Origin of the sequence: Stenotrophomonas rhizophila (assembly GCF_020857975.1) — a bacterium.
Classification (GTDB): Bacteria; Pseudomonadota; Gammaproteobacteria; order Xanthomonadales; family Xanthomonadaceae; genus Stenotrophomonas; species Stenotrophomonas rhizophila_C.
This window is the reverse complement of the sequence record NZ_JACWUO010000034.1, coordinates 1-13,700: the sequence shown is the minus strand read 5'-3', so window position 1 is coordinate 13,700 and position 13,700 is coordinate 1. Positions and strand designations below refer to the sequence as shown.

Here is a 13,700-nt window from a genome sequence, read left to right as displayed (position 1 = left end):
TGTGCCCCGACGTTTCCGTCGTTGCGAGCCGCCCATTATAGCTGGCTTTTCCGCCTCGTCAACACCTTTTTTCAAGGTCGCCGCACCGAAGTGGACGTTGTTGCCGATGCTGCTTCGTCGTGTGACCCGAAGGCCTTTTCACCGAAACGAGCCGCCTATTATGTCAGGCTTTTCGTTTCCGTCAACACCTTCTTTCGAAGCGGTTGGCGTCCTGTTCCTTCGCGGTTGCCGCCTTGCGGTGGCCCCTGCGTCGGGGGAGGGAAAGTATGTCCCTATCGGGGGCATTTGTGAAGGGGGAACGTCATGTTTTTTGACGTTCCCGGCCTCCCATTCAGCTCGGGCGCGGCCTGGCCGGCCGCAAACCCTTGTGGCGCCTAGGCTGCGACTAGGAGAACCCGCTTGAAATTGCTTTTTCCAACCTGTACCACTCCCTCGTAGCCGGGAAGGAAAATGTGCTGGGCGTCGCTGAAGACCTTGTTGTTGACCCTGACTGCCCCCTCCTTCAGCTTCCTGTTCGCCTCGGAGTTGCTTGAAGTGACACCTGCAGCAGTAAGAAGCGCGGCAATCCGGACGCCCTCCGTCGTCACAGCCACCTCGGTAAGAGGCAACAAATCCAGATCCGCTTGGCCCAGGGCAATCGAGCTATAGCCCCTTACTGCCCGATCCGCCGCTTCTTCACCGTGGAAACGCGCCGCAAGCTCACGCGCAAAGCGGAGCTTTACGTCTTGGACGCGGACTACTTCTGTTCTCACCTTTTCACGCAGGTCCAGCGCTTCTCCTTGACTGATATCGAAGGAGAGCAACTCGATCCAACGCCACATCAGGTCGGGACCAATCTTCATGACCTTCCGAACCATGTCGATGGCTGGCTCATTGATACCGATGTAGTTGCCCAGCGACTTGGACATCTTGGCCACGCCGTCCAGGCCTTCCAGCAGCGGCATGGTCAGCACGATCTGCGGCTTCTGCCCGTAATGCTCCTGCAGGCCACGGCCCATCAGCAGGTTGAACTTCTGGTCGGTGCCGCCCAGTTCGACGTCGGCCTCCAGCGCCACCGAGTCGTAGCCCTGCACCAGCGGGTACAGGAACTCGTGCAGGGCGATCGACTGCTGGGCGGCGTAGCGCTTGGCGAAGTCGTCGCGCTCGAGCATGCGCGCCACGGTGTGCTGGCCGGCCAGGCGGATCATGTCGGCCGCGCCCATCCTGCCGAACCACTCCGAATTGAAGCGGACTTCGGTCTTCTCGCGGTCCAGCACCTTGAACACCTGCTCTTCATAGGTACGCGCGTTGGCCAGCACGTCGTCCTTGCTGAGCGGCTTGCGGGTGACGTTCTTGCCCGAGGGATCGCCGATCATGCCGGTGAAGTCGCCGATCAGGAAGATGACCTGGTGGCCGAGGTCCTGGAACTGGCGCAGCTTGTTCAGCAGCACGGTGTGGCCCAGGTGCAGGTCCGGCGCGGTGGGGTCGAAACCGGCCTTGATCCGCAGCGGACGGCCGCTTTGCAGGCGCTGGCGCAGTTCCTCGGGCTTGAGGACTTCGTCGGCGCCCCGACCGATCAGGGCGATGGCTTCTTCAATCGAGGACACGGTGCAACTCCCGGCAATGCCTTATTTACATGAATGACGTTAAGTACAAGTTAACCGCATGTGCTTCACAAAAGCCAATAGGCACAAGGGTTTGACGCGGTATTTATACCTGTCTATGTTACCGACGTTTGGGCCCGCGCTCCCGGGCCAGCCAAGGAACACACCGACGATGCTCAATTCCGATCCAGGCCGCGCGCGCAAGCAGCGCTTCAAGGAACGTCTCCACGTCCTCCACGACACCGCCCTCCATCGGAAGCTCAAGCAGCATCTTCCCGCCGCCTTCAACCAGCGGTGGACCCGCCGGCACTGGATGCACGCCAGCCTGTTCGCCACCATCGGCGCACTGGTGGCCACCATCGTGCCCGGCTTCTCGCACACCATCGATGCGCCCTACCCGGCCGGCCATTCCACCCTGGCCCTGCCGCTGCCGCCGCTGTCGCTGGAACGCCGGCAGCAGACCCCCGGCGACAGCTGGCAGGTACTGCGCGTGCAGCGCGGCCAGACCCTGAGCAACCTGTTCGACGAGGCCGGCATCCCGGCCACGGTGATGCACCAGGTGCTGGAGCACCCCGGTGCGCGCGAAGCGCTGACCCGGCTGCGCCCGGGCGCGGAGATCGCCTTCGACCTGCCGCTGTCGGGCAACCTGCGCACGATCCGCTTCGACCGCGATGCCGACAACCGCGTGGAGCTGTCGCTGAAGGATGACCGGATCACCGAGAAGGTGATCAAGCGCGAGTCCTCGACCCGCCGCATCGTCGCCAGCGGCGAGATCACCAGCTCGCTGTACGTGGCCGCGCGCAAGGCCGGGCTGTCGCCGTCGGCGATCGCCACGATGACCGACGAAATCTTCAAGTACGACATCGACTTCTCCAAGGACCTGCAGCCGGGCGACCGCTTCAGCGTGGTCATGGACGAAACCTGGCGCGAAGGCGTGAAGGTGGACACCAGCAAGATCCTGGCGGCCACCTTCACCTCCGGGGGCAAGACCTACAGCGGCTTCCGCTTCGACCGCAACGGCAAGTCGGAGTACTTCGATGCCAGCGGCCGCCCGCTGAAGAAGAGCTTCATCCGCATGCCGATCCCGTTCGCCCGCCTGAGTTCCAGCTTCGGCGCGCGCAAGCACCCGGTGCTGGGCAAGATGCGCATGCACAAGGGCGTGGACTACGCCGCGCGCACCGGCACCCCGATCATGGCCGCCGGCGATGCCCGCGTGCAGTTCGCCGGTACCCAGCGCGGCTACGGCAACGTGGTGATCCTGGACCACGGCCGCGGCCACACCACGCTGTACGGGCACATGTCGCGCTTCGGCAAGATCAAGACCGGCCAGCGCGTGGCGCAGGGCACGGTGATCGGTTACGTCGGCTCCACCGGCCTGGCCACCGGCCCGCACCTGCACTACGAATTCCGCGTCAACGGCGTGCACCGCAATCCGCTGTCGGTGACCATGCCGCCGCCGGAACCGCTGCAGGGCAGCGAGCTGGCCGCGTTCCGGGCGCAGACCGCGCCGGCCCTGGCGCGTATCCAGGGCATGGAAAAGCTTATCTACGCCGAGGCCAGCCCGGCCCCGCAGGTGGCCCCGGCGCAGACCCAGACCGCCAGCGCGGCCAAGCCGGCCCGGCGCAACCGCGGCTGAGCCCGGCCACAGCGCGCTGGCACGCGCGCATTGACGGCGGCAACGGGTTGCGCGGAAGCTGGGCGCATCCCGTTTGACTGCCCAGACATGACCGCTGCCGTCGATCCGCATTCCCCGCTTTTCATCGGCCTGATGTCCGGCACCAGTGCCGACGGCATCGATGCCGCGCTGGTGCAGTTTCCCGCCGAGGGCGGCTGCCGCTTCGTGCATGGGCATACCCACCCGTGGGATCGGGCGTTCCGCGCCGAACTGATCACGCTGGGTGAAGGCGGCCAGCTCGCTTCGCTGGATGCGCTGGGCCGGATCGATGCGCAGATCGGCATCGCCTTCGCCGCGGCCGCCAACGAACTGCTACGGGCCAGTGGCGTGGCGCGCAGCCAGGTACGGGCGATCGGCTCGCACGGACAGACCGTGCGCCACCGGCCGCTGGCCGACCCGGCGTTCACGCTGCAACTGGGCGATGCCAACCGCATCGCCGAGGCGACCGGCATCACCACGGTGGCCGATTTCCGCCGCCGCGATGTGGCCGCCGGCGGGCACGGCGCGCCGCTGATGCCGGCCTTCCACCTGGCCATGCTGGGCACCGCCGACGAAGACCGCGCGGTCCTCAACCTGGGCGGCATCGCCAATCTCACGCTGATTCCGCGCGACGGGGTGCCGCGCGGCTTCGATACCGGCCCGGCCAATGCGCTGATGGATGCCTGGTGCCAGCGCCACCGCAGCCTGCCGTTCGATGCCGATGGCGCGTTCGCGGCCAGTGGGCAGGTGAATGAAACGCTGCTGGCGCAGTGGCTGGCCGAGCCGTGGTTCGCGCTGCCGCCGCCGAAGAGCACCGGGCGCGAGCAGTTCCACCTGGACTGGGCGGCGCGGGCGATGGGCGACGGCCAGCACGCGGCGGCCGATGTGCAGGCCACCTTGCTGGAGCTGACCGCCGCCACCGTGGCCGATGCGCTGCTGGCGCACCTGCCTGGGGCGCGGCGGGTGCTGGTGTGTGGTGGCGGGGTGCGCAACCCGCAGCTGCTGCGGCGGCTGGCGGCGCGGCTGCCGGGGGTGGTGATCGAATCCAGCGCGGTGCACGGGCTGGACCCGGATTACCTGGAGGCGATGGGGTTTGCGTGGCTGGCGCAGCGCACCCTGGCCGGGTTGCCGGGCAACCTGCCCAGCGTCAGCGGCGCGCGCGGGCCGCGCATTCTGGGGGCGATCCACCTGGCGTAGTGCCGGGCCCTGCCCGGCAATGCATAGCGTGCGGCAGCAGCAGCGGCAGCGCCTGGGGTTACGGCCGACGTGGTCCAGGGGCAATGCCGATATCGAACGGTGGCCGTGCCTTGGTAGGGTCGCATTCCTATCGACTGCCGATACCGACGCCACGCCCGGTGGAGCATGGGCTGTGACGGAGAGGCGCGTTTTCGATTTGCGGTCATGCCGATATCGAACGTGGGCCGCTCCACGGCAGTCGATCGGGATGCGACCCTACCGGGGCTGCACCGCGCAGTGGCCGATGTCACGCCGGCTTCAGAAGCCGTTTGCATCCGGCAATGCCTGCAACGCGGCGATCGCGTCGGCCAATGCATCCACTTCCGGGCTCTGGAAGCCGCTGCGGACCTCCAGCTCACTGGCAAACAGGCCCTGCTCCAGCAGCACCACGCAGGTGTGTTCGCGGGTCCAGCCGCGCGCGACCGCCACGCGCCGGATGCGTTCGTTCAACAGCGGGTCCAGATCCCGCAGCAGTAGATCAGCCATCGTTCTCCCCGTTGGCAACGCACCGCCCCCACGGCACAACGGGGTCGATCATGGCGCAGCGCGCAGCGCCGGGCAACCGCGGCTCAGGCCGGATGGAGCCGGCGTTGCTGCACGATCAGCAGGGCGCACAGGATCACGACCGGGATGGCGATCAACGCGGTGCCGATGAAGAACAGCGCGTAGCCCTCCAGCAGCGTCCGGCCCTGGGCCAACGACTGCACCGCCCAGCCGGACAGGCCCTTCAACGCCTTGCCCGGCATCGCGTAGAACGAACTGAGCAGGGCGTACTGGGTGGCGGTATAGCCGATGCTGGTCAGGCTGGACATGTAGGCGATCAGCGCGGTGCCGGCAAAGCCGCCGGAAAGGTTGTCGATCGCCATGGCGATGGCGAAGCTGGTCTGGTCCGGGCCGACGTAGGCCAGCCAGGCGAAGGCCAGGTTGGAGGCCGGGCCCAGCACCGCGCCCACCAGCAGGGTGGCCAGTACCCCCCAGCGCACCGAGACCAGGCCGGCGGCGGCGATGCCGATGAAGGTGGCCACCAGCCCGACCGAGCCGCGTACCGCACCGACGGTGTCCTCGCTCAGGCCCAGGTCGACGTAGAACGGGTTGGCCATCGGCCCCATGACGAAATCGGCCATGCGGTAGATGCTGATGGCCAGCAGGATCAGGATCGCGCCGCTGCGGTGCTCGCGCAGGAAGGCGATGAACGGGCCCACCAGCGCATCGAACAGGCCACGCGGGGTCCACAGCGGGGCCGCCTGGAGCTGCACGGCCAGCTGCGCGCGGGCCGGTTCGCGGGCCATGACCACCGCGACCACGCCCAGCGCCATCAGCCCGGCCATGATTTCGTAGGAGACCTGCCAGCCGACCCGGGCGGCGATCAGCAGGATCAGCGCATCGGTGACCAGCAACGCGGTGCGGTAGCCCAGCGCCGCCGAGGAGGTGAGCAGGCCGAGCTGCTCGCTGTTTTCGGCGCTCTCGATGCGCCAGGCGTCGATGACGATGTCCTGGGTGGCCGAAGCGAACGCCACCACCGTAGCCAGCACGCCGAACACCAGCAGGTGCTCCCAGGCGATGCCGAGGAACAGCACCTGGCCGCCCTTGGGCTGCACCAGCGCCATGCCCACCAGGGCCACGGCCACCACCAGCTGGGACAGCAGCATCCAGCCACGGCGCCGGCCGAAGCGGCCCAGCAGCGGCGCGTCGATCTTGTCCACGATCGGCGCCCACAGGAACTTCATCGAGTAGGCCAGGCCCACCCAGGACAGGAAGCCGATGGTGTCCAGCTCGATGCCCTCCTTGCGCATCCAGAAGCCCAGCGTATTGCCCACCAGGTAGATCGGCAGGCCCGAGCTGAAGCCCAGCAGCAGCATCGCCAGCACCTTGCGCTGGCGCAGGTTGGCCAGCACTCGCTGCCAGGGGCGCCGGGGCTTGGCGACCGCTTCACTCATGGGGCGTAGTCCACCGTGAACGGGGCATGGTCGGAGAAGCGTTCATCGCGGTACACCGAGCAGCTGCGCAGGCGCTCGCGCAGGCCGGGGCTGACGAACTGGTAGTCGATGCGCCAACCGACGTTGTTGGCCCGCGCCGCGCCGCGGTTGCTCCACCAGGTGTAGTCCTGGCCTTCGGGGTGCAGCAGCCGGTAGGCATCGGTCCAGCCCTGGCCGGCGGCGATGTCCAGCGCCTGGCCGGCATCGGCGCACTGGCCGTTGAGCCAGTCGCGCTCGGGCGGCAGGCAGCCGGAGTTCTTCTGGTTGGACTTCCAGTTCTTGATGTCCAGCGCCGAGCGCACGATGTTCCAGTCGCCGCACAGCACGTAGTCGCGGCCGCTGGCCAGCCACTGGGCCAGGATCGGGCGCAGCCACTCCATCACTTCGTACTTGAAGCCCTGGCGCAGATCGCCCGAGCTGCCCGAGGGGATATAGAAGGAGACCACGCTGAGGTTGCCGTAGCGGGCCTCGATATAGCGGCCTTCATCGTCGAACGGGGCCCAGCCCAGCGAGGTGATCACCTGGTCGGGCTCGCGCTTGCTGTAGATGGCCACGCCGCTGTAGCCCTTCTTGGTGATGGCGTCGCGGTAGAAGCAGTGGTGGCCGTCCGGGCGGAACATCGGGTCGGTCAGCTGGTCTTCCTGGGCCTTGGTCTCCTGGACGCACAGAACGTCGGCGTCCTGGGCGCGGAACCAGTCGAGGAAGCCCTTGGTGGCGGCGGAACGGATGCCATTGGCATTGAAACTGATGATGCGCATGCTGACCCGGGTCTGGAGCGGTAACCGCCAAAGCATACCGGGAAGACCCGGCCCCGGCGCGCCGGAATGCGCCGCCATTGCTGGCTGACCGGGCCCGCCCGGGGCGGCGGCGGGGCCCGGCCCAGGCCCGGAAAAGGGCGGAAAAGCCGCCCATGCATTAGGATTTGCGGTCCAAATGAATTCAATAGAGTCCTGATGAGCGACCATCGCCACCGTTTCCTGCAACTGGCCCTGACCGCCGATGCCCTGCGTTTCGGCCAGTTCACCCTGAAGTCCGGGCGCCTGAGCCCGTATTTCTTCAACGCCGGCCGGTTCGACTCCGGCGCGCGCATGACCCAGCTGGCCGCCTGCTACGCCGATGCGGTGGAGGCCACCGGGCTGAAGTTCGACGTCGTATTCGGCCCGGCCTACAAGGGCATCCCGCTGGCCACCGCCACCGCCTGCGAGTTCGCCCAGCGTGGGCGCGACCTGCCGCTGTCGTTCAACCGCAAGGAAGCCAAGGCGCACGGCGAAGGCGGCAACCTGATCGGCGCGGACATGAATGGCAAGCGCGTGCTGATCGTGGACGATGTGATCACTGCCGGCACCGCCATCCGCGAGGCGCTGACCATCATCAAGGACGCCGGCGGCACCCCGGCCGGGATCGTGGTGGCGTTGGACCGCCAGGAAATCGCCTCGGAAACCGACCTGCGCTCGGCCGCCCAGGCCGTGGCCGAAGAAGCCGGCATTCCGGTGGTGGCGGTGGCCACGCTGGCCGACCTGCTTGATTTTGCCTCCGGAAATCCGGAACTTGTCGGGTACCGGCAGCCGCTGGAGGACTATCGGTCCCGCTACGGCAGCCGTCCGACACGCTGACAGCAGGGGGCTGCCATGTCCAGGATTGCCACGATCACCGTCATCGGCCTGCTGCTGGCCGCGCCGACGCTGCCGGCCCACGCCCAGCGCAGCGGTGGCGAAGCCAAGCCGAAGAAGCTGTATTGCTGGAACCAGGGCAAGGAACGGATCTGCAGCGACGCGTTGCCGCAGGACGCGGTGAACAACGCGCGCGAGGAATTCAATGCCAGCAGTGGCCTGCGCAGCGGTGAAGTGCAGCGCACGCTGACCGCCGAAGAACGCGCCGACGCGGCGGTGACCACCGCCCAGCGCCAGCTGGACGCGGCCGCCGAGCAGACCCGGCAGCGCACCGAGCAGGCGATGTTGTCCACCTACGAGAACGAGGGCGACCTGCGCCGGGTGTTCAGCGAACGCACCGGGATCCTGGACAACAACGTGCAGACCGCCAGTTACAACGTGGCCAGCCTGCGCGATGCGCTGGTGACGCTGCTGGCTGCGGCCGGCGACCGCGAGCTGGCGGGCAAGCCGGTGGCCGAAAAACAGGCGCAGAGCATCCGCCAGCGCCACGCCGAGCTGGTCGCGCAGCGTCGCATGCAGGCCGCCTTCGAGCAGCAGCGCCGGGCGCTGGACGTGGAGATCGAAGAGACGCTGCAGCGCTACCGGCTGCTGAAGGGCGTGGCGGCCGACCCGCAGGCGTGATGCGCTGGCAGGATCGGTAGAGAGGCGGCCTTTGGGCCGCTTTTTTTTTGTGGATCCGCCATGATGGCGCACTTGTCCAAGGAAATCAGCTAGTTGCCGACGCTACGGTAGACCATGGAAACCAGAACCCCATCGTCACCGAAGTGGCTTGTTGACAAGCGCGCACGCCTCGCCGGGCACATTGTCCGCCTTCTCGAACAGATCCCCCGCTACGTCTATGCCCATGCCGATGGCATGAGCTTCGGCGAGCAATTCACGAAGACCTGCAACAGTTCGTCAGCCGGCGCGGACATCTATCGCGCGGCGATCCAACGCCTGATCGAAGAGCGCGTAATCCTGGCAAGAAGCGAGCAGGACTCCACTCGGCGAGCCGCGGCGCAGATCCGATTCAGTGATCAGCTTCTCCCGCCAGATCAACGCTCGTTGCTTCCTGGCAGCTAACACGGTCAGCCAGGGTGCGAGCCAGGCTGCGCTGCACCGACGACCTCGGTGTAGTGCAGCTTGGCCGGCACCGTTGCGCCGAACCGCCATTAGAAGCCAGCTGAACGAATTTACAAGTCGGCCTTGACATCCGAGTCGGTCGCGCCCACCATTCATACCTACTAGTTGGTAGACATTTCAAACAGGTGAGCTAAATGGAGAAGAAGTGGACTGAAGAGCTGAAGTCGCTGGTCAAGCGTATCGGTGGTTTCAACAGGACGAATGCGCCCGTAGCCAGTGCATTCCACGCGTTGGAGACTGCCACGCGAGAGGGCAATGTGCTTGACGCGAAGACGCATGAGCTGATTTCGCTGGCGGTGGCCGTGACGACCCGCTGTGATGGCTGCATCGCAGCGCACGCTGGCGCAGCCAAGAAGGCCGGTGCGACCAAGGAAGAAATCGCCGCCGCCCTGGGCACGGCCATCGCGCTCAATGCCGGAGCTGCATACGTCTACTCTTCGCGCGCCCTGGAAGCCTACGAAGAACTCGGCGCCTAAGCGGGACGTATTGAACGCAGCTTTCTCGCATTGACAGCCTACCATGCGGTAGGTAGTATTCCACTGGAAGCTATCCGAACTTGAGGAAGAGACATGGCCGTTGGCACACGCGACGCCTTGATCCAGACCGCTGAAAACCTGATGCGTACACGCGGCTACACCGCGTTCAGCTACGCCGATCTGTCTGAGGCGGTAGGCATCCGGAAGGCAAGCATCCACCATCATTTTCCGACCAAGGAAGACTTGGGCACGGCAATCGTGGAGGAGTACATCGACCGTGTTCGGACCGAGTTCGGCCGGATCGAGATGCAGCATGACCATGTTATCGGCCGCCTCGAAGCCTTCCTTCAGATCTTCAGGTCGAGCGCCGACGGCGGCCTCCTGCCGCTGTGCGGGGCACTCGCAGCCGAAATGTCGGCACTGCCGCTCAGTCTGCAGCAGCTGACGCAACGCTTCTTCGACATGCAGTTGAGTTGGCTCTCCAGAACGCTTGAGCAAGGCATCAAGCGGAAGGAGATTCCGGAAGGCGGCGGAGCCAGGCACAAGGCGTTCCTGCTGCTGAGCATCCTGGAGGGGTCCTGTTTTATCAACTGGGCTACCAAGGACGAAGATCCGCTGAGTCCGAGCGTTGTTCGGCTCATCGTAGAACACGCCTGACACGCCTGCAGCTCTTCTCCCGCAGAGCGGGCTGCAGGTATATTTTTTACTTCCTCACCCTACCTACTACAAGGTATGTGAACACAAATGCGCTGATGGAGATGGCAATGAAAACAGTGGCGGTGGAAGTCTGGTCGGACTTTGTTTGCCCATGGTGCTGGATTGCAAAGAAGCGATTCGAGAAGGCAGTCAATTCGTTGGCCGGCCAGGCTCAGGTCGTAGTGACCAACAAGGCCTATCGCCTTGCCAAGAGAATGCGGCCGATGGACTACAAGACCGCCCTGCATCAGAAGTTGGGCGGTGCAGCCGGCGCTGATCGGATGATGACTGCGGTCAGCACCAATGGGCTCCTTGAAGGCTTGGTCTACAACTTCGACACCATGCGTTTCGGAGACACGACGGCTGCTCACGTATTGATCAAGAGCATTAGCTCGCCCGAGGTCGCCGAATTGATGGCCGAGCGTATCTACAAGGCGGCCACCACAGACGGGCTCAACATTTTCGACCAGGACGTGCTGGCTTCGCTGGCCAAAGAGGTCGGTGTGACCGACCCCCTCTTTGAGTTCGATTCGGCACGCGTCTCCGCCGAGATCGACCGCGATGAGATGGAAGCGAGCCGCATCGCCAACGGTGTTCCTTTGTTCCTGTTCAACGGCAAGGTCTTTGTCTCCGGCGCGCAGGAAGCGGACGTTTTTGAGCGGGCAATTCTGGATGCGGCACGAGAGATGCCCGAAGCCATGATCGGCGCAGGCGAAGGCGAGAGCTGCGGCATCGACGGCTGCACGCACTAGTCAACTGGTCGCTTCGGCAGCCAACCACGCACATACCCCAATCAAGCGACCGCCTCCGGGCGCTCGGCAGATCCCTCGCGCACAACGCGCATCTAGAAAGGAACTATGAAATGACCAACAAGCCCAATGGTATCGACGTCGCCGCTCTCCAGCAGTTCGCGAAAGGCGTTGCTGAGGACGCTTCCAAGCGCAATGCCCGTTTCAACGTGAAGACGAAGTGGGATGGCCAGACCCGCTCGGTGGCGACAGTCAATCACTATTCCCTCAGTGGCGTGAAGTACGAACGCGACTTCCAGATCGCGGCCGATGAGCCGACCGAACTGCTTGGTCAGAATTCCGCACCCAATCCGCAGGAACTGCTGATGGCCGCGCTCAACGCCTGCCTGACCGTTGGCTACGTCGTCAACGCTGCAGCCATGGGCATCACGGTGCACAGCCTGGAAATCGAAACCGACGGCGAACTGGACCTGCGCGGGTTCCTCGGTCTGGATGAGAGCGTGAACCCCGGCTACGACGAGGTTAGCTACGTGGTGCGCCTGCACGCCGACGCTTCGCGCGAGCGCCTGGAAGAGCTGCACCAGGTTGTGACGAAGACCTCGGTGAACCGGGCCAATTTCACCAAGGCCATCCGCATGGTTTCCACGCTGGAAGTCCTGGAGGGCTGAGCCCCAGCCTTCCTTCGCCGCCTTCAGCAGCTGCCCCTCGGGGCAGCGCGCCCAATAGAGAGACCACCATGAGCAAGCTGTTTACCCCCTTCGACCTGTCTGGCCTGCAGTTGGCCAACCGCGTCGTCATGGCCCCGATGACCCGTACCCGCACGCCCGAGAACATCCCCAGCGATCTGACTGCGCTCTATTACGCGCAGCGTGCATCGGCTGGTCTGATCATCACCGAAGGCCTGCCCGTCTCCGACCAAGGTCGTGGCTACCTGTACACGCCGGGCCTTTATACCGATGAGCAGACCGAGGGCTGGCGCAAGGTCGCCGATGCGGTCCACGCCAAGGGCGGCAAGATCTTCGCCCAGCTGTGGCATGTCGGCCGGCTGTCCCACGTCTCGCTGCAGCCGGGCAACGCCGCGCCGGTGTCGTCGGGCGAAGTGCCGGCTACGACCACGATGGTCTACGCGTGGGTTGAGCCTGGCAAAGAGGGGCCGATTCTTCCGAGCAAACCGCGCGCTCTGACCACCGATGAGGTCAAGCGGGTGATCCAGGACTTCGTTGCGTCCGCGCGACGTGCGATGGAAGCCGGTTTCGATGGTGTGGAGCTGATGGCTGCGAACGCATTCCTGTTCGATCAGTTCCTGAGTAGCAAGCTCAACACCCGCACCGACCAGTATGGTGGGTCGATCGAGAACCGTCAGCGTCTGCTGCTGGAGACGATCGACGCGCTGGCCGCGGAAATCGGTGGCGAGAAGGTGGGCGTGCGTGTTTCGCCGTTCGGTCGCATCTACGACATGGAAGCCTTCGAAGGCGAAGCCGAGACCTGGGCGAGCGTTGCAGCGGCCCTGAACGAACGAAAGCTGGCCTTCGTGCACCTGAACTACCAGACCACGATTTCGGCGGCCGGTACCCCAGCTGGCTTCGGCGCGGCCTTCCGCAAGGCCTTCCAGGGCACGCTGATCGGTGCGGGCGGTTTCACCCAGGAGCTGGCCGAGACCGAACTTGCCAAGGGCGAACTCGACCTGATCGCGTTCGGCACGACTTTCATCTCCAACCCCGATCTGGTGGAACGGATGAAGAATGGCTGGCCGCTGGCCGAGCCGGACCGCTCGACCTTCTACGGCGTCATCGGCGCCAAGGGCTATACGGACTACCCGACCTACGATGCCGGCGGCAGTCGCGCCGCAATCGGTTGACCAATCATCGGCGCACACGCGCCTCAAAGATGAGGTTCTGACATGGCTACTCGCAGCACAACGACCTTCGATTTCGAGGACGACGTTATCCAGAGCAAGATACCGGTCCTGGTGGACTTCTGGGCACCGTGGTGCCCGCCCTGCCGGGCTATTGCTCCCTCCCTGGAGGAGATCTCCAACGAGCTCGAAGGCAAGCTCCAGGTGATCAAGGTCGATATCGACCAGAACCCGGAATTGGCTCAGCGTTTTGGGATCCGATCCATCCCCACGTTGAAGGTTTTCGTGGACGGAAAAGTCGCCAAGGAGATTGTTGGCGCCATGCCCAAGCAGGCGCTCCAGGCGCAGATCGCGCCGTTCGTAAAGGGCGAGTAGGTCACAATCAAGCGGCCGGCCTCGATGGGGTCGGCCGCCCAAGCGAAGGGATACAGCGATGAACATGCCCGTACCTGCCTGGGTCGGGAAAGTGGAAGAGCTGGACGCCACCGAGTTCAATCGCTTGGCCCGCTCCACTACCGACCCGCTCCTGCTCTACATCGGCGCACCTTGGTGTCCTCCATGCAAAACCATGGGGCCGGCCTTTGATGCTGCAGCTGCAGCCATGGTCCGACGTCCCCCCGAGATTGAGTAGCGAAGCGGTTTGGAGTCCAATCCTCAATGACAAGGAGATTGGACGTGAAGAA

General features: G+C 65.0%; 17 protein-coding genes. 13 read left to right on the top strand and 4 right to left on the bottom strand.

Going from position 1 to position 13,700, the window contains the following annotated elements:
• Window positions 1–291 (top strand): hypothetical protein (locus IC535_RS18500; protein WP_228887690.1); only part of this gene is annotated, 291 nt, incomplete at its 5' end.
• Window positions 292–374: 83 nt separating this feature from the next.
• On the opposite strand, the gene tyrS is transcribed toward IC535_RS18500, so the two are convergent.
• Window positions 375–1,586 (bottom strand): tyrosine--tRNA ligase, encoded by a 1,212-nt coding sequence (gene tyrS, locus IC535_RS18495; protein ID WP_228887691.1) that lies wholly within the window; start codon window positions 1,584–1,586, stop codon window positions 375–377.
• 169 nt (window positions 1,587–1,755) lie between these two features.
• On the opposite strand from tyrS, the gene IC535_RS18490 reads away from it, so the two are divergent.
• On the top strand, window positions 1,756–3,219 hold the full coding sequence (locus IC535_RS18490; protein WP_228887692.1) for a M23 family metallopeptidase: 1,464 nt from the start codon (window positions 1,756–1,758) through the stop codon (window positions 3,217–3,219).
• An 87-nt stretch (window positions 3,220–3,306) separates the two neighbouring features.
• Complete coding sequence (locus IC535_RS18485; protein WP_228887693.1) at window positions 3,307–4,434, top strand: anhydro-N-acetylmuramic acid kinase; 1,128 nt, start codon at window positions 3,307–3,309, stop codon at window positions 4,432–4,434.
• Between the two features lie 297 nt (window positions 4,435–4,731).
• Here the strand turns inward: IC535_RS18485 and IC535_RS18480 are convergent, their stop codons facing one another.
• From IC535_RS18480 to IC535_RS18470, 3 genes are all read right to left on the bottom strand, one after another.
• The gene (locus IC535_RS18480) at window positions 4,732–4,959 is read right to left on the bottom strand and encodes a hypothetical protein (RefSeq protein WP_228887694.1); all 228 of its coding nucleotides are present in this window, start codon (window positions 4,957–4,959) and stop codon (window positions 4,732–4,734) included.
• A gap of 83 nt (window positions 4,960–5,042) precedes the next feature.
• Window positions 5,043–6,410 carry an AmpG family muropeptide MFS transporter gene (locus IC535_RS18475; protein ID WP_228887695.1) on the bottom strand — a complete coding sequence of 456 codons (1,368 nt, stop codon included), beginning with the start codon at window positions 6,408–6,410 and terminating at the stop codon, window positions 5,043–5,045.
• Complete coding sequence (locus tag IC535_RS18470) at window positions 6,407–7,207, bottom strand: exodeoxyribonuclease III (protein WP_228887696.1); 801 nt, start codon at window positions 7,205–7,207, stop codon at window positions 6,407–6,409. Before IC535_RS18470 ends, IC535_RS18475 begins: the two co-directional genes overlap by 4 nt.
• Window positions 7,208–7,402: 195 nt before the next feature.
• Between IC535_RS18470 and pyrE the strand changes: the two genes are divergently transcribed.
• The 10 genes from pyrE to IC535_RS18905 all read left to right on the top strand — a co-directional run bounded on the left by pyrE (window position 7,403) and on the right by IC535_RS18905 (window position 13,648).
• Window positions 7,403–8,062: an orotate phosphoribosyltransferase gene (gene pyrE, locus IC535_RS18465; protein ID WP_228887697.1), complete on the top strand. Its 660-nt coding sequence runs from the start codon at window positions 7,403–7,405 to the stop codon at window positions 8,060–8,062.
• A gap of 15 nt (window positions 8,063–8,077) precedes the next feature.
• Window positions 8,078–8,740: a hypothetical protein gene (locus IC535_RS18460; RefSeq protein WP_228887698.1), complete on the top strand. Its 663-nt coding sequence runs from the start codon at window positions 8,078–8,080 to the stop codon at window positions 8,738–8,740.
• Window positions 8,741–8,854: 114 nt separating this feature from the next.
• The gene (locus IC535_RS18455) at window positions 8,855–9,181 is read left to right on the top strand and encodes a hypothetical protein (RefSeq protein ID WP_228887699.1); all 327 of its coding nucleotides are present in this window, start codon (window positions 8,855–8,857) and stop codon (window positions 9,179–9,181) included.
• Window positions 9,182–9,375: 194 nt separating this feature from the next.
• On the top strand, window positions 9,376–9,717 hold the full coding sequence (locus IC535_RS18450; RefSeq protein WP_228887700.1) for a carboxymuconolactone decarboxylase family protein: 342 nt from the start codon (window positions 9,376–9,378) through the stop codon (window positions 9,715–9,717).
• 93 nt (window positions 9,718–9,810) lie between these two features.
• Complete coding sequence (locus IC535_RS18445; RefSeq protein ID WP_228887701.1) at window positions 9,811–10,374, top strand: TetR/AcrR family transcriptional regulator; 564 nt, start codon at window positions 9,811–9,813, stop codon at window positions 10,372–10,374.
• Window positions 10,375–10,481: 107 nt separating this feature from the next.
• Window positions 10,482–11,165, top strand: coding sequence for a DsbA family oxidoreductase (locus tag IC535_RS18440; RefSeq protein WP_228887702.1), 684 nt, complete (start codon window positions 10,482–10,484; stop codon window positions 11,163–11,165).
• A 110-nt stretch (window positions 11,166–11,275) separates the two neighbouring features.
• Window positions 11,276–11,830 (top strand): OsmC family protein, encoded by a 555-nt coding sequence (locus IC535_RS18435; protein ID WP_228887703.1) that lies wholly within the window; start codon window positions 11,276–11,278, stop codon window positions 11,828–11,830.
• 68 nt (window positions 11,831–11,898) lie between these two features.
• Window positions 11,899–13,020 carry an alkene reductase gene (locus IC535_RS18430; RefSeq protein ID WP_228887704.1) on the top strand — a complete coding sequence of 374 codons (1,122 nt, stop codon included), beginning with the start codon at window positions 11,899–11,901 and terminating at the stop codon, window positions 13,018–13,020.
• A gap of 42 nt (window positions 13,021–13,062) precedes the next feature.
• Window positions 13,063–13,392 (top strand): thioredoxin, encoded by a 330-nt coding sequence (gene trxA / locus IC535_RS18425; protein ID WP_228887705.1) that lies wholly within the window; start codon window positions 13,063–13,065, stop codon window positions 13,390–13,392.
• A gap of 58 nt (window positions 13,393–13,450) precedes the next feature.
• Window positions 13,451–13,648: a thioredoxin family protein gene (locus tag IC535_RS18905; protein ID WP_429000427.1), complete on the top strand. Its 198-nt coding sequence runs from the start codon at window positions 13,451–13,453 to the stop codon at window positions 13,646–13,648.
• Window positions 13,649–13,700: the final 52 nt, after the last annotated feature.